Annotated in this window: 14 protein-coding genes; all 14 read left to right on the forward strand. The window is 30.8% G+C overall.

The annotated features are described in order from the left end of the window. Window positions 1–556: 556 nt before the first annotated feature. Entirely contained in the window at window positions 557–1,528 is a 972-nt protein-coding gene (locus tag Q0829_RS20765) for a nitronate monooxygenase family protein (RefSeq protein ID WP_298546531.1), read from the forward strand. 324 nt (window positions 1,529–1,852) lie between these two features. Beyond that, the gene (locus Q0829_RS20770) at window positions 1,853–4,888 is read left to right on the forward strand and encodes a carboxypeptidase-like regulatory domain-containing protein (protein WP_298546533.1); all 3,036 of its coding nucleotides are present in this window, start codon (window positions 1,853–1,855) and stop codon (window positions 4,886–4,888) included. Window positions 4,889–5,048: 160 nt separating this feature from the next. Beyond that, window positions 5,049–5,393 carry a 5-carboxymethyl-2-hydroxymuconate Delta-isomerase gene (locus Q0829_RS20775; RefSeq protein ID WP_298546534.1) on the forward strand — a complete coding sequence of 115 codons (345 nt, stop codon included), beginning with the start codon at window positions 5,049–5,051 and terminating at the stop codon, window positions 5,391–5,393. A 13-nt stretch (window positions 5,394–5,406) separates the two neighbouring features. Further along, on the forward strand, window positions 5,407–6,024 hold the full coding sequence (locus Q0829_RS20780) for a hypothetical protein (protein ID WP_298546536.1): 618 nt from the start codon (window positions 5,407–5,409) through the stop codon (window positions 6,022–6,024). 174 nt (window positions 6,025–6,198) lie between these two features. Beyond that, window positions 6,199–6,987 carry an AraC family transcriptional regulator gene (locus Q0829_RS20785; protein WP_298546538.1) on the forward strand — a complete coding sequence of 263 codons (789 nt, stop codon included), beginning with the start codon at window positions 6,199–6,201 and terminating at the stop codon, window positions 6,985–6,987. Between the two features lie 72 nt (window positions 6,988–7,059). Beyond that, on the forward strand, window positions 7,060–8,406 hold the full coding sequence (locus Q0829_RS20790; RefSeq protein ID WP_298546540.1) for a S41 family peptidase: 1,347 nt from the start codon (window positions 7,060–7,062) through the stop codon (window positions 8,404–8,406). A gap of 139 nt (window positions 8,407–8,545) precedes the next feature. Next, the gene (locus tag Q0829_RS20795) at window positions 8,546–9,406 is read left to right on the forward strand and encodes a transglutaminase-like domain-containing protein (protein ID WP_298546543.1); all 861 of its coding nucleotides are present in this window, start codon (window positions 8,546–8,548) and stop codon (window positions 9,404–9,406) included. Between the two features lie 39 nt (window positions 9,407–9,445). Beyond that, window positions 9,446–9,847: a VOC family protein gene (locus Q0829_RS20800; RefSeq protein WP_298546544.1), complete on the forward strand. Its 402-nt coding sequence runs from the start codon at window positions 9,446–9,448 to the stop codon at window positions 9,845–9,847. Further along, the gene (locus Q0829_RS20805; RefSeq protein ID WP_298546546.1) at window positions 9,844–10,374 is read left to right on the forward strand and encodes a hypothetical protein; all 531 of its coding nucleotides are present in this window, start codon (window positions 9,844–9,846) and stop codon (window positions 10,372–10,374) included. The genes Q0829_RS20800 and Q0829_RS20805 overlap by 4 nt, the downstream gene beginning before the upstream one ends. A gap of 250 nt (window positions 10,375–10,624) precedes the next feature. Beyond that, window positions 10,625–11,035: a hypothetical protein gene (locus tag Q0829_RS20810; protein ID WP_298546548.1), complete on the forward strand. Its 411-nt coding sequence runs from the start codon at window positions 10,625–10,627 to the stop codon at window positions 11,033–11,035. Between the two features lie 137 nt (window positions 11,036–11,172). Continuing rightward, complete coding sequence (locus Q0829_RS20815) at window positions 11,173–12,033, forward strand: AraC family transcriptional regulator (protein ID WP_298546550.1); 861 nt, start codon at window positions 11,173–11,175, stop codon at window positions 12,031–12,033. Window positions 12,034–12,169: 136 nt separating this feature from the next. Beyond that, window positions 12,170–14,197 (forward strand): DUF885 family protein, encoded by a 2,028-nt coding sequence (locus Q0829_RS20820; RefSeq protein WP_298546552.1) that lies wholly within the window; start codon window positions 12,170–12,172, stop codon window positions 14,195–14,197. 192 nt (window positions 14,198–14,389) lie between these two features. After that, window positions 14,390–14,917 carry a hypothetical protein gene (locus Q0829_RS20825; RefSeq protein ID WP_298546554.1) on the forward strand — a complete coding sequence of 176 codons (528 nt, stop codon included), beginning with the start codon at window positions 14,390–14,392 and terminating at the stop codon, window positions 14,915–14,917. 298 nt (window positions 14,918–15,215) lie between these two features. Beyond that, window positions 15,216–19,025 carry a M48 family metallopeptidase gene (locus Q0829_RS20830; RefSeq protein WP_298546556.1) on the forward strand — a complete coding sequence of 1,270 codons (3,810 nt, stop codon included), beginning with the start codon at window positions 15,216–15,218 and terminating at the stop codon, window positions 19,023–19,025. Window positions 19,026–19,128: the final 103 nt, after the last annotated feature.

The raw sequence follows: 19,128 nt of genomic DNA on the forward strand, positions 1-19,128 counted from the left end.
TTTCTATTTTGACAAATTAATATCGTCTGCAAAAGTAATCATCTTTTTCAAACTCGCCTACTTTTTAAATAGGCAATTACACTATCTCATAAACCTCTATGAGTTTGGTTTGGTTATCTTTAGAGTTTCAGAATAAAATGTCGGAATTACGTAATCTAAAAAACATTCTTCGCTGGAATAATAAATGTTACCAGATTGAAATAGCCGACTACAGAGACCAATATCCAAAAAAGCCTGTTATTAAATATCTAAAAAAGTGGATAACACTTTATAACTAATAATTATACTCTTCATAATCCATGAAGCTTATGTTTATTTACAAAGTTTTTCAAATAGTTTGATTTTGTGCTAAAATAAAACTTGGTAAAAAAACAACAAATGATGTAGGAATTATTATATTATTCGATGAAAATTATCTAACAATATTTATTTCATGTCCATACAATCAATTCTAAAGAAAATGAGAAATGATAGTTTCCCAAAGAGCGAGTGAAACTTTTGATTATTGGATGAAGAAAAAACAATAAATTGAACTTGACTATTAAAAAATAATACAATGAAAACTAAAATAACCGAACTCTTTGGTATTGAACACCCTATCATGCAAGGAGGGATGCATTACGTTGGCTTTGCCGAATTGGCTGCTGCAGTTTCTAATGCGGGTGGTATCGGAACAATTACAGGGTTAACACAAAAAACACCAGCTGATTTAGCAAATGAAATTGCAAAATGTAAAGATCTGACTAACAAACCTTTTGCAGTAAATCTTACATTTTTGCCTACTGTTAATGCTCCAGATTATCCTGGTTATGTAAAAGCCATTATCGAAGGTGGTGTAACCGTTGTAGAAACAGCAGGACGCAACCCACAAGAGGTACTACCATATCTTAAAGATGCTGGAATTAAGGTGATTCATAAATGTACTTCTGTAAGACATGCCTTAAAAGCCCAATCTATTGGTTGCGATGCTGTCTCTGTTGATGGTTTCGAATGTGGTGGTCACCCCGGTGAAGATGATATTCCGAACATGATCTTATTACCACGTGCTCAGGAAGAACTAGAAATTCCATTTTTAGCTTCTGGCGGAATGGCTGATGCTCGCTCTTTGGTAGCTTCTTTAGCTATGGGTGCAGAAGGTATAAATATGGGAACTCGCTTTATGGCTACCCAAGAAGCTCCAATCCATCAAAATGTAAAACAGGCAATTCTTGATGCAACTGAATTGGATACACGTTTGGTTATGAGACCACTAAGAAATACGGAACGCGTAATGAACAACACAGCTGTTCAGCGATTGTTAGAAAAGGAAGAAAAACTAGGGAAAAACATTCAGTTTAAGGATATTATAGAAGAAGTAGCAGGTGTATATCCTAAAATTATGATGGAAGGAGATATGGAAGTTGGAGCATGGTCATGCGGAATGGTAGTAGGACTAATCAATGATATCCCAACCTGTAAAGAGTTAATTGATCGTATTATGCAGGATGCACACAACCTAATTACTAAAAGATTGAATGGCTTATTATAAGCAAATTACAAAACAAAAAAACAACTGGTGAATCCCTACTCCTACTCTTTTACTTATGCAAACAGAGTATATTGATCTCTAGTAAGAGTTTATAATGAAGTTTAAATTTTGGATTATTTTTTACTTGTATAGTGGTTAGTTTTCAATATATTGTATCTATCACATTATATGGTTCTCGAATTATTTATAAATCATAAATTTACCTTAAAACCAGTACAAAAAAGGTAACATATTATCGATTTGTAACACTAATTTATAGATTGTTATATTTAATAAAACACACTTTCTTTATAACTTCAGTATTAAATGTTAATATCGTCTCCTATGAAATCCAAAATTATTCTCTTATCTATTTGCGCACTATTCATAAGTAGATTGGTATCTGCTCAATATGAGATTACCGTAGATGCTTATATACTGGATCAAGACACACAGCAACCCATTCCTTTTGTAAATGTTGGTTTTATTGACAAAGGTATTGGTACAGTAAGTAATCCAGACGGTCATGTTTTTCTTCAATATGACGAAAAAGCAATAAATAAGAACAACATTTTTCAGCTATCTAGTATAGGTTATAAAACAATACAGTTATCCGTTAAAGAATTGTTCGAGAAGCTATCTGATAATAATACCATTTTTATGGAGCCATCGATCTATGAACTAGAAGCAGCTACAGTAGTCGCAAAAAAAAGAAAGAAAAAAACAGTTGGTAGGTCACGCGTTTCTAATGGTTTAATGGGATATTGGAAAGACGCCAAAGCCCTAGGTGGTGAAATTGGAACCAGAATTAAGATTCGTGATAAAAATTCTAAACTACTACGACTAAAATTCAATATTTATGAAAATAGTACAGATAGCCTGTTAGTAAGAGTGAATGTTTACGATTCCAAAAAAAGAATGCCAGGCAGAAATTTACTAACTAGTAATATTTACCATACGATTACTAATAAAAAAGGAGAAGAAGTTATAGACCTAAAGGATTATAATATCATAGTGCATGATGATATTGTAGTTAGTTTAGAATTGGTAAAAGTATATGGGAATGATATAGAATTTTCTATTGGTGCATCTGAAGAAGGTAGGTCTTATTTACGTTACGTTAGCCAAGATCATTGGGATGCAAACTGGGAGGTAGGAATTGCATTTAGTGCTGATATATCATACCCGGCAGAAGAAATACGATTAAAGAAAAGAGAAAAACCTAATGATATTGTGATTTATTGGGATACTTCCTTTTCAGCTGCAAACAATAATCCAAAATATACCTACCAATTTTTAAAAACGTATTTAGAAAGAATTAAAAACACTACGGTAACGTTGATACCCTTTTCTAATACAATTCATGACTCACAAAAATTTTTCATAACAAATGGCAAAAGTGATCAATTGATAGCATCGCTAAATAATCTGGCATATAACGGAGCTACTGATTTTTCTACTCTTTTTAATGAAGAAAAAAGACCTGATCAATATATAGTGGTTAGTGATGGGCGAGCTTCTTTTGAAGCACCTAAACCAGTATATGATGTTCCGGTTTTTTACGTGAATCACACGTCAAATTCAGATGATTTATTATTACAAGACGCTGCTGTACATAGTGAAGGATATTATATTAACCTAACTAAGGTTTCTGTAGATCAAGCATTGTCTCATATCATACACGAATCAGAGGATAATACTATATACCAAGCAAATAATATGCAGGAATTGGTAAAAGGAGTGGTTACTTCTAATCGTAAACCTGTACAAGGTTGTAAAGTTTCTATAAAGGGAACATTAATCCAAACGATTACAGATGCTAATGGAGTATTCTCTATTAATGCAGAAACACAGGATGTTTTGTCATTCGATTTCTTCGGAATGAAATCTAAAAAAATTACAGTAGATACGACAAAAGATATTAAGGTTAGCCTTATTCCAAGTAATACTGTTTTAGAAGAAGTGGTAGTAAAAGCTAAAGATCCTTATAAAACTGATAGAATCGTAAAGGATATATATGGCAATGAAGTAAATGAGAAAGCAATAGGCCATACGTATTACACTATAGATGAAAAAGATTTTCAGCAGTCCGCTATTTATCTTTCTGACTTAATAAGAGGTCAGTTTCCTGGAGTTAGTGTATATGGATGGGCGGATGAAGCTGTTTACGAAATACGAATAAATACTTCGATTAATCCTAGTTTAACTGATACTTCAATTAATCCTGATTTAACTAGTCAAAGAAGACCAGGTCCTATATTTGTTGTGGATGGTTTACAATTTGATGAGCCACCAACCTTTTTATTCCCTGCGCAGATAAAATCGATTTCTGTAATGCCTGGTTTTGCAGGAATATCAAGATATGGTCAGCCCGCAAAACAAGGGGTTTTTATTATTACTACGAAATATGGTGATATATCATCTGATAAAGAAGAGAAACCAGTTGATAGTTTATTAGTAAAAGGAAATGAGTATACAGCATCTACCTTTTTATTAGATGTTAATCATAATAAACCTTCTTATTTTGATAAATTATGGAATAGTACAAGTTATAAAGAAGCGAAAGAAATATATTACAGGCTTAGAAGGAAGAATGCACTAAGTATCCCTTTTTATAGCTATAGCGCCTCTTATTTCGAACGATGGAATATGGATTTTGCCGATCAGGTCTTATCCAATATTGCTGAAATTGGTTTTGATAATCCACAGGCTTTATTAGTCTTAGCTTTTAAGTTAGAAGCTCAAGAGAAATACCAGGAGGCGGCATCATTATATGAACGTATATTTGAGCTAACACCTAATTCCGCACAATCTCATTTAGACCTTGCCCGGATTTATGTGGCAACAGGAAAATATAAATCAGCTTTTGAACTTTACAAAAAAATATTACAAAATCAAGAATCTACCGCAGAATTCGATGATATTGTAGAACAAGCAAGATCAGAAATTAGAAGATTATTAAACTTACATAGATCAGAACTTAATTATGAGGATATACCTGATGAATTACTCGTAATCAAAGGAGTACCAGTACGTATTGTATTCCAGTGGAGCGATCCTCAATCAGAATTTGAGCTGCAGTTTGTAAGCCCAAAAAAGAAGTTTTCTAAATGGAAACATATCTTTAGTGAAAATAAAGAAGAATTGCTATCTCGTGTACAATCAGGAGTATCCTCTAAAGAATTTATTATAGATAATGCAATGCCTGGACAATGGATAATAAATGTTCAGTCCTTTGGTGACGTTTCAGAACTAAATCCATCATTTCTAAAATATACAGTATATACTAATTATGGATTAGAAAATGAGACTAAAAAAATACAATGTATTAACCTTGATAACCAAAAAGAAAAGGTAACACTAGATAAAATAACTTTATAGTGCTTCATTCAAAAGATTCTCTCCTGATTATCTCGTTAAGTATTATGAATTGATTGATGAATTTGGATTATAAAAATCGGATTCACCAATATATTGTAAATCTGATCAGCTTTGGAATTATTATATTGAATTTATAAAAGTAAAATAATAGTACAGTAATATGCCACATTTCGTAATTGATTGCTCTGAAAATATTATAAAAACAACATCACCAAAAAACATTATCCAGAAAGTATATGATACTGCTGAGTCCACTAACCTTTTTGACAAAGGAGATATTAAAGTAAGAATTAATCCTTTTGAATTTTATACTATCGGAAATACTAAAGATGATTTTATTCACATTTTTGCTAATATTATGGAAGGAAGAACTGTTGCTCAAAAAAAGAATCTTTCTGAAAGAATTATTACTGAATTAAAATTAATGTTTCCTGACGTTCCCATTATTTCAATCAACATAAGGGATTTTGAAAAAGCAACATATTGTAATAAATCAATGGTGTAACAAGAACTGTAACATGAAAAAAAACACCAAAAATGTACTAAAGTATTTACTGGAATTTGTAATTGTAACTTTTGGAGTATTTCTAGGGATCTATGTTAGTGAACAAGAAAGTAAGAAGAAAATAAAACAGGAAAGAGAAAAGTCAGTGAACTATATTCTCGAAGAATTGAATGACAATAAACACAGTCTGGAAAAAGCAATCAGTTATCACCAATTAATAAAAACCCAAATAGACAGTATTGTTCCAACTTTAAACAAGAAAGACGTGTATGAAGTTTATTGGGGTAATGAAAAATTTAAACACAGTCAAATAAAAGGTTGGAGCGGAGTTAGATTAGCTAATTTAGAGAATACAGCTTTTGAAGGAGCTAAAATCAGTGGTATGATACAAGAATATAAAATTGAACTTGTACACGATATTTCAAAAATTTATAATCAGCAAAAAAAATATACCGAATTTGGAACTTCGATACTCAATAGAATGGTTAATATTAATTCATCAACAAAGATTATCGATGTTTTTGGTTCTATTAAATTAATGACTGGCGACTTGCTCTTTAATGAAAAACAATTATTGGATAGAATTAAAAAAGTAGAAACTAATATAAAAACGTTACGCAATAATAACTAAATATGACAATTAATTATCATCGCCATTTATCAATAAAGTAAGTAATCGAATTTAAATATTAGTTTCTTTTGGCTCAAAACTCATCAAAAACAAAAGCTAGTTTTTCAATTGTTTTTCTCTATTTTAGAATAATCAAATGAATACATTAAACGATCTATACGCTAAACACAAAATATGATAGCCTTACATAAAGGAGAATACACAGGAGATATCATACATAGTACTCATATAGAAGGAAGTACTATTACAAACACCCTCTATGCTGTAAACAAAAACAATCCTGATTGGCATTATCACGAGAATCTTCATATTTGTTTTGTATTCGAAGGAGGAAAAGCAGAAACCAGGCATCAAACCTCTTACAGTAAAAAAGAAGGAAGTGTGTTTTTTTATCATTCAGAAGAGAAACATAGATGGATCTCTCCATTACCAATCTCAAAAAGTGCCAATATAGAAATTGAACAGAATTTTCTCCTAAAATATAATTTAACTGAAACCAATATTAAAAACGCAATTCTATCTAATATAAATGCAAAAGCCTTAATATTAAAAATCCAAAACGAACTACTTATTGAGGATAATCACATAAATCTTCAGACATTATTGCTTGAACTAGTATCGCATCAACAACAAAAAGCATATGCCCAGCAACCCAGATGGGCAATACTACTTAACCAATTATTAAATGATAACTGGAATGAGACAATATCGCTACAAGAAATGGCAATACAAGTAGGTGCACATCCTGTAACTATCTCAAAAAACTTCCGAAAATACTTTCATTGTAATTTAGGAGAATATCGACGAAAGTTAAAAATCGAAAAAAGTATTGATCTAATTAAAAACACACAATTATCTCTTTCTGAAATCGCATTTCATTGTGGTTTTACAGATCAAAGTCATTTTATTAGAAACTTTAAACAACTTACAGGGTTTTTACCTAAAGATTACAGAAAATTTTAAGAAATAGGCTAATTCCATTCTATTTTTGATGTACTGGCGCTACTATTTTTATAGCACCAAAAAACAAACATTATGGACATCAAATCTAAAAATAAAGTAATCATATTACTATTAGTTATAACGATTCATTTCGTAACAATTAAAGCATACACCCAACAAAACAATATAAAAGCTGTAGATACTGAAGAACTAAACACTCTTATAGATTCTATTTCAGCGATTGTGCAGCGATTTTACATAGAACCAAAAACTGGAAAACATATAGTAAATCGCATTCGCTCTAAATATAAAAAAGGTCACTACGATAGTATTAAAAACCCCAAAGTATTATCCGATTCACTAAGAGAAGATCTAAGAGCAATTAATGGTGATCTCCATATGAGTATGATATATAAATCTCCAAGAGAAATTTCTAAAGATGATGCTCCGTCCATACAAGTAAATAAATCAGGGCTTTGGACGAATTATGGGCTAACCGAAATCAAAGTATTAGATGGAAATATTGGATATCTAAAAATTAAACATTTTACCCAACACCAATACTTAGATAGTATTAAACCCATAATAACAAGTGCCATAGAATCTTTAAAAAAAACAGATGCACTTATTGTAGATGTAAGAAATAACGGTGGTGGTTTCGAAGATATGGTTGCATATTACATCAGCTATTTTGTTGATAGTAAAAAGCCAATCCATCTTTCTGATTATAGATGTACATTACATAATCATACGTATGGGATTTCTACAGACCCAAATGTATTGGGAACCAAATTACCCAACATCAAACTATATATATTAGTCAATGCCAATACTGGATCTGCTGCAGAATCATTTGCATACATGCTTAAGCATATGGGGAGAGCCACAATTATTGGCGAAATAACTGCCGGAGCAGGCAATGGTGCTTCACATCATGAGATTAATGATCGATTTACGATACAAGTATCTAGTGAAGAAACCATTAATGCTATAACTAAAACAAGTTTTGAAAAAATAGGAGTCATTCCTAATATCCCAACTAATAGTGCGCAAGCATTTTCTGTAGGGTATAAACTAGCTTTAGAATATGCTAAAGAAAACAACAAAAAGAACATACATCCTTCTAATTATGATCATCTAATTGATTTCATTACTATTCCCAAAAATAACACAGCAATAGATATAGAGAGATATTCCAAATACACAGGTATTTATAAAGGAGGAAGTATACACATCACTATCACATTAGAAAATAACACTTTATACGGCCAGATGAGAGCTAAAGGAGGTAAAATGGAATTAACCCTATTGGAAAATCACATTTTTAAAGTTGGCGATATCAAAGAGCGGATTCAGTTTATATTAGATAATAAAGGAGATGTTGTGCAGCTTATTGGTATTGATTCTCCTATGAAACTTACCAAAATTTTAGACAATTAAAATGCTTTAATTGTCAGTTAGTTTTTTAAAGTGTTTAGTTATTCTAAGAATTGGGTTAATTTTTATAAGTTTAGCAAAACAATATTGATTATTGTCAAAAACTAAAGTATAACCTTAGATCCAATTTATAAAACATACTATGAAAACACTTTACATAGTTTTAATCACATGTATTGTATTACATTCCTGTGCCAGTAATAAATATCCTAGTAGCAAAATAATTCCGGTAACATTTGATACAGAGTCAAAAAATGAGTCTTTATGTGATTTCGTCTTTCCGAATCCAGAAACCAATGAAGAATTATTAATGTTAAAAAAAGTATACAATCTTAATAATTTAATCATCGACGCAAACTCTGATATAGAAAAATCAATGATTTTACTGAATTGGACAAACGGTAGATGGAAACATAATGGATATAACGTACCAGAAAATGCTGATGTTATGAGCATCCTAAAAGATGCGGAAAACGGCAAAAACTTCAGATGTGTAGAATATGGCATTGTGTTATCTGCTGTTTTAAATGCAAGCGGTATCCCAACAAGGACATTAGGTATCAAAACTAAGGATGTAGAAACTACAAAACTTGGTGCAGGCCACATCGTATCAGAAGCATATATTCCAGAACTAAAAAAATGGGTTTTTATGGATGGTCAAATCAACTATATTCCTTTTCTGGATGGAATTCCTCTAAACGCAGTAGAATACAAAAATGCAATTGTCTCTAATAAAGAAAAAATAGAATTAAGGAATACTAATGGTACATTTGATAAGGAAGATGCACTGGATAAAATCAATTGGGTAGCTAAATATTTATTCTATTTTGATGTTAGATTCGATTCTTCAGAAAAGAAGACAAATTGTAATACGAAAAACAGTTTGATGTTAGTTCCTATCAACGAAAAGAATCCTACGATCTTTCAGATAGAAAGCAAAATGGATAACTTACTCTATACACATAACATCAAGGATTTTTATAAGAAACCAACCATTCTATAGTTTTCGAAATCTCAGAATAAATAATCTCAATCAGTAACTATGGATTTATTAAGTCTAAAAACGGTCATAAGAACCAGAGATTACGATGCTTCTATCCATTTTTACACTAAAATCCTTACCTTAGATATAGTCGAAGAATATAGTAACGAAAACAGAGGATGTATTTTTAGGTTTGGTGATAAGGGCAGTAACGCTTTTTTAGAAATCTCGGAAATACCGAAAGATCATTATTATTATCAACCAGAATTTAGTAAGTATCTAAAAAACGATAAAATAGATATCCAACTACAAACAAATGATATCAATCAATGGGTAGCACGTTTTCATGGAAAATGGGAAATCACAGGTCCAATTGATCGCCCTTGGGGTTCTAAATATCTCTATCTTAGAGATCCTGATGGTTTACAAATTATTATATACCAAGAAAAATCAAAACAATGAAAAATTACATCAAAATAATATTTTTCTATTTTATTGCTATAACAAGTCTACAAGCACAAGAGCCTAAAACGAATTATATTGAAAAAGTAAAAACATTAGATAGTACACTAGAGACTTTATACGGAGTAATTTCAGGTGAAAAAGGAGAAGAAAGAAATTGGGAGTTATTTAAATTTCTATTTAAACCTGATGCTAAACTAATACCTTCAGGGAAAAATAAGGAAGGTACTTATGGAGTGCGTTATATGTCTCCTGATAATTATATTGAAAGTTCAGGGAAGTGGCTTGTGGATAATGGTTTTTTCGAAAAAGAAATCCACAGAACAGTTCATACATTTGGAAATATTACTCAGGTTTTCAGTACCTATGAATCTTTTAAAAGCAAAACCGATAAAAAACCATTTATGAGAGGTATTAATAGTATTCAGCTACTTAATGATGGTAAAAGATGGTGGGTAATAAATATATATTGGACCCAAGAAACTAAGGACAATCAGATTCCAAAAGAATATTTACCTAAAATGTAAATAAAGCTAAAAATATCTGAAAACAACCTTAATCGTTAGATCCTATGAATTCATTAATTCAATGAAAATCTATCTCAATACTATATGATTGATAATATTCTTTATATGATAATCGACGGATAATAGTTTTACAAAAATGATCGCTAAATAGCGAAAAAAATATAGATACGATTCATCTAGAATTTATCAAAAACCATAGTGATTACTCGTTTAACACTAAATGAACATGAAAAATTTTAAATCAATCATAATGGTATTTAGCTTTTTATATTTAGGAAGCTGTGGTATCAATAACAAATCCTATTCAAAAAATAAAAACTGGCTTGAAGGTAAATGGACTGGAATTGCATTTCAAATTGATCTTACCGAAGACAATCAATGGACAATCGAATTAGAAATTGATATAAAAAAAGAAATCTATAATATTTCATATCCAAGTCTCAACTGTTCTGGGAATTGGAAATTGACAAAATACTCAAAAGACCAAGCTACTTTTGAGGAAATAATTAAAAATAACACATCTGTTTGTATAGAGCGTGGTATCATAATTCTTTCCAAGATTGATAATGAACGTGTTTTATATAGTTATTTTTATACTGATGGAATTAATAATGATGGCAAAAAAGCTAGTGCGTTTTCCACTTTAGAAAAAAGTAAATAGTAGCTAACCTAATACGAATAAATACCAATGAGTCTTCAAAATTGTGTAAATTACTTTCATTAATGAATATTAAAAAGCTATAAACCTTAATTTGATCTTTATTAAAAGTATTACATAAAACTAGATGTGCTCATCATATGACAAATACATTTTCTAACATAATAAAACACAAAAGCGCGTTAGGTCAACTTAAATATTCTAACGCATCTAAAGAATATTTTTTTAAAGGGATTACATCTGGTTTAGCGCTAAAATATGTAGCAAAAGGAGAAGAGATATATTATATCAATAAGCGTATTGTTAGTGTCCCGGAAGGTCATTTTATTTTGGTTCGCCCGAATACTCATTTCGAAACACATATCAAAAATCAATCTTCTGTAGCTAAAGGAGTTTGTATTGATTTATCATTAATATCTCCACAAATTGATATAAAAAAGATACTCGATAATACACTTTTATTCAATCATGCATTTAATCTTATAAATTCTACTTTAATAGGACATCAACTTAATCAAATGGGTACGTCGATGGAGGCAATAACATTCGATCAGTTGCAGTACGAATGCCTCATAAAAACTTCTAATTACCTTCATACATTCTCCGAAAATATTTTCCATTTTAAAAAGGAAATTCATACCATAGCCAAAAAAGAGACTACCCAAGAATATATCATCCCAAAACTTCTTCAAACCAAAGAGTATATAGTTAAAAATTATAAGAATAGAATTGTATTGGATGAATTAGCTCAATATATCGGCATATCAAAATTTCAATTATTGAGACTATTCAAACAGTGTTTTAATTGCTCTCCTCAGGAAATGCAGACTGCGTTAAGAATGGAAAAGGCCAAAAACCTTCTCCAAACTTCATATGATTCCATCTCAAAAATTGCTTTCGATTTGGGATACTTCGATCTTGCTGCTTTTTCTAAAAAGTTTAAAACCCATTTTGGGGTTCCACCCTCCTATTTTAAAAATAAGCAATATTTTACAAAGTGATAAAAAGGCCTCCGTGTTATTTTAGCACTATTAAAACAGCCTATTAAAGCTTATGTATCTAAAAACCCTATTATTTTCAGTTGTATTTCTCGTTTCACTTAGTTGTAATTCACAAAAAGACGCTTTTCAAAATGTCATGAAAGAGTTCGTAGAAGTTTATAAAAACTTGCAACTTCCAGATTTCAAAATCGATTATAAGGAAAACCTCAACAGTATTCAAGATTTAAACTCTGTTCTAAAACAAGAAGAAGCTTTTTTAAAATTAGCCAATAAAATTAAAGGAATAGATCGTTATAGCTTGTCTAAAAAAGATCGGATATCATTTGAACTTATGAGATATGAGATTAACCTGAACGTAGAACGCATTTATCTTGAAAAAAAATGGTTAAAAAATCCTGATATCCCAATCCCAGAAAATGGAGTCTCTGGTATTTCTATAGCTAAAGATTGGTATCGCTACTTGGTACACTATTGGGTTGACAGAAAAGCTGAGCCGGAAAAACTGTTTGAATTTGGAAAACTAGAAGTTGAAAAAGTAAAAAGTAAAATACATCTCATTAAACACAAGTTAGGTTTAAGCGATCTAGAATTTAATAAACATATAAACGCTTCTTCTTTCTTTTACAATACTCCACAGGATGTACAAGTGGCCTTTGAGACTAAAAAGAAACAAACATCAAAAATACTATCTGAGTATTTCCCTTTTATGGAAAACATCTCAGAACATGCAATAAAACGACATACTATAGAAAATAAAATACAAACACCTGCTTTCTATAACAGATATGAAAAGACCTTTTATTATAATTATTTCGATCGTCCTTTTAACAAAAGACAAATAGCCTGGATATATCTACATGAAGCTAATCCCGGGCATCATTATCAAATACAACTTAGAAAAACACTACAAATATCACCAGTTCAAGAAATGTTTAATTATTCTGGTTATCGTGAAGGTTGGGCAGCTTATGTAGAGGAATTAGGAACCGAAATTGGAGCCTATGAAAATGTGTATGACGAATTGGGGAAACTAGAATGGGATTTAATTAGATCGGTAAGAGTAGTTCTTGATGTTGGTATGAATTATTATGGATGGGATAATGATAGAGCAATAAAATACTGGCAAAAACACATTAAGGATCAAGATGATATTGCCAAACGAGAAATTAAACGAATGAGAAATTGGCCCGCTCAGGTAATCACCTATAAATATGGTGCCGATAAAATTTTAAAATGGAGAACTCTGTTCGAAAAAAAACCAAACTTCAATCTAAAGGATTTTCATAGATTGGTATTGGAAAATGGCGACATTCCATTCTCCGTATTAGAACCTTTTATTCTGAATGAAGGACTGAGAATAATTAACAATATTTCTTACGTAAGCAAAGAAAAAAGAAAGGTAGATTCTTTACAAAGACTTAATTTAATACTTCCTAAAGATAAAATAAAACCTCCATTACTACTATGGATTGGTGCTGGTGCATGGGCGCTGGTTGATAGACACAAAGAAATGAACTTTTGCAAGAGAATGGCTCTTGAAGGCATTGCCGTTGCATCTGTTGGTCATAGATTGAGTTCTGCTGTTTTTCAAAACCCTTTAAGAACTACTGGTATAAAACATCCTGAGCATATGAAAGATATTACAGCAGCTTTTCATTGGTTATATAATCACGCAGAAGAATATGGTTTTGATAAGGACAGAATATATGTTGGCGGATACTCTTCTGGAGCGCATTTAGCTGCTTTATTGAGCTTAGATAATCGATATTTACAAAATGTTGGACTTGATAAATCAAACATAAAAGGTGTTATTCCAATTAGTGGTACATATGATATACTAGATTATAAAAATGCGTTTGCCAATGGGTCTCGTCCAGAATTGGTAGAGCAACATGTGCACGCTGTATTTGGTGATACAGAACAAGAGCATTTAGATGCTTCTCCAACAACATTTATTAAAGAAATTTCAGTTCCAATGCTCTTAATTTCTGACTCAAACATGATTGGATATGCTAATGTTTTTGAAAAGAAGATTTTAGAAACTGAATTTGATGACATAACCTTTTTATATAATAGAAATAAGGGACATCGTGAATTATACAGTGAAATTGCAGATGAAGAACAAAGTACTTATCGAAATTTTATTGTTGATTTTATTAAATAAGAAAATGCAGTTTAGCATTTAAAATTATAAACATAGCACTAGTTTTTCTCAGGAAAAAAAGGAATTATTACTAAGATCAAAAAATTGAATGAATGCTATTTTTTTTCAGAAAATTAAATTCATAAAGAATATTTACCCAAAATCTAAGTTAATCTAAAGGCATCTAAAAAGTAACCCTAACCTTTAGAACTTATGAAGGTATTAATTGAACGAAAACCTATTTTGAATACTAGTCGATTGGTACTACTCTTTGTATTGTGTTCAATCGGTTATAGCTTTTCTCAAGATCAACGAGAAATCGAGCAAAAATTGAGAGATTCTATCCATAATGAGTTTATCAACATTTATAGTGATTACATTCATTACAGTAAAAACGGAGTGACAAATTTTAATGGAAAAACTGAATTTTGGAAAATCTACGAATTGCAAAATGAAAACAGAATTATTCAGATAGAATCTCATTCGGAAGGCACATATTTTCAAGAAATTTATTTCGAAAAGAATGGAAAACTGGTTTACGCTAAAGAAACTCAGAATTATACGCCTATTAATAGTTTTGAGCAAATGGCGTGGAATTGCGAATTTTATATTAAAGATGATAAGGTAATTACCACTATGTCTCTTGGACACGGAAAAACAGAAGATGAAGAATGGGATGAAAATATGATTATAGAAATGTACTTTAAGAGATTAGTCGAAATAGAAAAAATTCAGCAATAATCGGATTTATTTTTAAAAAAAATCATTCATTTTACCTTCTTCAGCTAATAAAAACCTCTACCAATATTTTTCAGTATAATATTGGCTAAAAACAATTCTTTTATTAAAAAAATAAATTACAGGGGTAACATTTCCTATTGATTTGACACTTACCTAAGAACATTAAATTTAATTAGTGAACAAAGGCATTTCAAAAAGTCAAATCATATCTAACTCTTTTAGAAGCTTTTATTTCTTTGTATATCTAATAAATGTAGTATGTTATTTTTCAAATTGACTAACTATCAACATATTTACGATGAAAAACTTATACACAAAAAGCTCCCACATCACTCCAGAAGGACTAACTAAACCATCTTCTTCATTCAGAAAACATGTATGGCTCTCCGTTTTAGGGTTATTACTTTTCATAATTATATATTTGACCCTTATTATATGGTTTGGAAGATTAGCCTATTATTCATTTTTAGATGAAGGTTCTTTTTGGAATTATGTATTAGCCGGAGGTTATGCTTTTCTTTGTTTATTTATGATTAAATCTCTTTTTATTTTCAATAAAAAAGAACAAAATCCATTAGATAAATATATAACAGAGAAAGAGGAACCAGTTCTTTTTGATTACCTATACAAATTAGCAGATGAAGCAGGTGCACCAAGACCTAAAAAGGTTTTTCTTTCTCCCAGAGTAAATGCAAGTGTATCTTATGACCTTTCAATTATAAACTTAATTTTCCCTTCTAAGAAAAATTTAGAAATAGGATTAGGGCTTATGAATGTACTAAGCTTGGGAGAATTTAAAGCAGTATTAGCACACGAGTTTGGTCATTTTGCTCAACGCTCTATGTTATTAGGAAGATATGTATATATAGCTCAACAAATTGCAGTTCAAATTATCAACAAAAGAGATATTTTTGATAATTTTTTGGCAGGAATATCCAGTATAGATATCCGCATAGCTTGGATAGGTTGGATATTATCAATACTTGTTTGGGCAGTTCGCTCATTAATTGAGACTTGTTTTAGTATTGTTATCATAGCACAACGAGCATTATCCAGAGAAATGGAGTTTCAGGCAGACTTAGTAGCAGTTTCTTTAACAGGTAGTGATGCGCTCATCCATGCTTTATCTAAGCTACAGGTTGCCGACGAAGCTTATGATCATGCTATCAATGCTGTCAACACTAAATTAGAAGATAAAAAGGCTATTCATAACTTATTTAAATTACAAACCAATTATATTGAAAAAATGTCTTGGGTATTAAATGATAACACCTATGGCAAATCCCCAAAAATAGTATCTATAAATCCTGAATCTAACCGAGTCTTTGGCGATAGAGTATTTAACCCACCAAAAATGTGGTCAACACACCCTGCTGATCAAGATCGAGAAGAAAATGCAAAAAAAATATACATTCCGGCTGAAATAGATAAGAGACCTGCAGAAATTTTACTTTCTGATGCTACAAAATACGAAGTGGAAATGACAGCTAAACTAATAGCGACAGGCAAAATTGAAACTGAAATTATATCAGACGAAGAGTCATTAGAATTTCAGAATAAAAAATATTTTAATTGGACTTTCCTCGATCCAAAATATCAGTCAAATTTCTTAAATAGATTTTTTACGCTCAATTTTGAAAATGTTGAGCAAATGTATTCGCTAAATATCGCAGATGACGAAGTAATTTCAAATTTTAAATCGATATATCAAGAAGAACTTGCCAAAAAACTAGAAAATTTAAAAGAAGTAAAAGAAGAAACAGCCGCAATTAACCTTATTATTAATGGTCCAATTACTATTGAAAAAAGAGAGATATGGCATCGCGGAGAAAGAATTAAGAGAAAGGATGTAAAGGAGGTTCTTAATAAATTAGCCCAAGAAGAATCATCAATATTAAACGACCTAAAAAACCAGGACATATTATGTAGATCTACCCATTACAAAGCAGCTACTCATTTAGATAGTAATTGGGCAAATTATCTTAAATCAATAACTAGCTTAGTTCATTATGCAGAGCATGCAATTGCTGATATTGAAGATGCCGCAAGGAAATATCACAATGTGGTTACCATAGCACTTGCAGATGGAAATGTAAGTTCTGAAGAACTTACGGGTATATTAAATGCGGGGAATGATTACTATAAATCTATTCGCTCTTCTTTTAAAAAGAGTGAAAAAATACAATTAAATAAAGAACTTCTAGAAAACTCAAATAAAGAAAGATATTCAGAATTTTTTGAAGAGTTTAAGTTATCTTCTCCAACAGGAGATAATATTGACAAGTGGTCTCAGGTTGTTGATGGTTGGGCTAACGAAGCTTTAAATGGACTAAATTTCTTAAGAAATTCATCCCTTGAACATCTACTAGACATTGAAGAAGATGTAAAAAATGCTTTCCTTAACAATACTCCGATCGACAGAACAATCCCTGATGAAGTTACCATAGTAGATTCTTATAAATTACTTACTCCTGGTCAAGAAAGACCTATCCAACGAAAACTAAAATTATGGGATCGATTTATAATAGGTGAAGGTTTTTTTGGTGCAACCGCAAAGTTTGCTATATCCTTAGTATTAATTGGAGGTGCTCTTTTTTTAGGAAGTTTTTCTCAATCTACTAATCTAACAATTTACAATGGGTTAGAAATGGACGTAACTGTAATTATCGATGGACAAGAAGAAGTAAAAATAACTGCAAAAAACAATGAATCAATTCCGATAGATTATAATACAAACTACGATATCGTAACGAATAGATCAAATGGAATGAAAATAGAAAGTTTTATCGGAACCAGCGGTTCTCCAGGAGAAGAATCCATTTACAATATAGCAAATGCCGGTGTTTTCTTTGAATATACTGCATATTACGGATCAGGCAATAGCTTTATTCCAAAACAAAGAAATGTTGGTGCAAAAAGATGGTTTAATAGTACTGCAGATTATGTTTTAAAAACACCTCCTGAAAGAGATGATATTGGTACTAAAAAAGATGTATTAGTAGCCTACAGTGATGTTAATCCATATGATATGATTTCAGTTGTTAGCGATTCTTCAGAACTAAAAAAATTAATATATACTCATGTAAAATGGGATCCTACAGAAAGCACCAATATCTTAAACTGGCTAAATCTATTACAGTTTTCGGATAACCCTCAAAATGTAATTGATCAAAGAATTCAAAATTTAGGAAATGATATGGTCTCCAGAAGAGCAAAAATGGACCTAGCCGATATCAATAAAAAAAACAAAATATGCAATGAAATAAAAGAATCATTTACAAAAAACACGGATGATCCCGACTTATACTACCTAAACACCAGATGCTTAGAAGATTCTGACTATCAAGACAATACTTTTACACAAGGATATGAGCAATGGAAAGACCATCCTTGGTTAGCATATGCTGCAGCTCATATTTACGGAAAAAATGAAAATTGGAAAAAGAGTTTATCCGCCTTTAATTCAGCTAGTAAAATAAATAGTTTAAAAGAGATTATAGCAATTAATGCAGAGAGAGTTAGAAGAAAAATTAGCAGCAGCGGTAAAAAAGAAAAATTAGATTTTACTACTAGTGATTTAGAATATTACCTGAATATAGACAATCGAAAATTAACCAAATTTAGTAATGATCCAAACTATGCTTACGTATTACTACTACAAGGCAAATTAAACGACGCATATGATTTTATAGAGTCTTATGCAGATAGCAGACCATATGTACTTCGTTTTCTAGCAGTATCGGATAACATCTCTGACGAGATCAAAAACGAAGCAAAATTATTAAATGACCAAGAGGGAATTAACAGCTCTACTATTTGGTACTCACTGGCATTTAACATGTTAGAAAAGAAAGATTATACTAAAAACTTAATGGATATAGAAAACTTAGGAGTGCCAAAAACAGATCTAGATCAATTTATTCAATCGATTACATCTGGCAACTATACTGAAGCAGAGAATATTATTAAAAAACAGCAATTATATTTTAAAGGGCATATGTATGCGGTAGGCTATATTATTAATAAATCAGATGCTCCTAAAGCTTGGAAAAATAACGCAAACGATCTATTACTTGCTCATGAGAAACCTTTTTTAGGAAAATTATAAGTTAACTCTTAAAAGCATTTAATAAAGAATAAAAAAATAGTAAATCAGTATTGTATAACTTAAAAACAAGTTCTAGAAAATTATAATGATCAATTGATTTCAG

Origin of the sequence: uncultured Aquimarina sp. (assembly GCF_947492405.1) — a bacterium.
GTDB lineage: Bacteria > Bacteroidota > Bacteroidia > Flavobacteriales > Flavobacteriaceae > Aquimarina.

Coding starts and splice junctions, on each gene's coding strand:
- Q0829_RS20765 (WP_298546531.1), top strand. CDS start 557: ATGAAAACTAAAATAACCGAACTCTTTGGTATTGAACACCCTATCATG.
- Q0829_RS20770 (WP_298546533.1), top strand. CDS start 1,853: ATGAAATCCAAAATTATTCTCTTATCTATTTGCGCACTATTCATAAGT.
- Q0829_RS20775 (WP_298546534.1), top strand. CDS start 5,049: ATGCCACATTTCGTAATTGATTGCTCTGAAAATATTATAAAAACAACA.
- Q0829_RS20780 (WP_298546536.1), top strand. CDS start 5,407: ATGAAAAAAAACACCAAAAATGTACTAAAGTATTTACTGGAATTTGTA.
- Q0829_RS20785 (WP_298546538.1), top strand. CDS start 6,199: ATGATAGCCTTACATAAAGGAGAATACACAGGAGATATCATACATAGT.
- Q0829_RS20790 (WP_298546540.1), top strand. CDS start 7,060: ATGGACATCAAATCTAAAAATAAAGTAATCATATTACTATTAGTTATA.
- Q0829_RS20795 (WP_298546543.1), top strand. CDS start 8,546: ATGAAAACACTTTACATAGTTTTAATCACATGTATTGTATTACATTCC.
- Q0829_RS20800 (WP_298546544.1), top strand. CDS start 9,446: ATGGATTTATTAAGTCTAAAAACGGTCATAAGAACCAGAGATTACGAT.
- Q0829_RS20805 (WP_298546546.1), top strand. CDS start 9,844: ATGAAAAATTACATCAAAATAATATTTTTCTATTTTATTGCTATAACA.
- Q0829_RS20810 (WP_298546548.1), top strand. CDS start 10,625: ATGGTATTTAGCTTTTTATATTTAGGAAGCTGTGGTATCAATAACAAA.
- Q0829_RS20815 (WP_298546550.1), top strand. CDS start 11,173: ATGACAAATACATTTTCTAACATAATAAAACACAAAAGCGCGTTAGGT.
- Q0829_RS20820 (WP_298546552.1), top strand. CDS start 12,170: ATGAAAGAGTTCGTAGAAGTTTATAAAAACTTGCAACTTCCAGATTTC.
- Q0829_RS20825 (WP_298546554.1), top strand. CDS start 14,390: ATGAAGGTATTAATTGAACGAAAACCTATTTTGAATACTAGTCGATTG.
- Q0829_RS20830 (WP_298546556.1), top strand. CDS start 15,216: ATGAAAAACTTATACACAAAAAGCTCCCACATCACTCCAGAAGGACTA.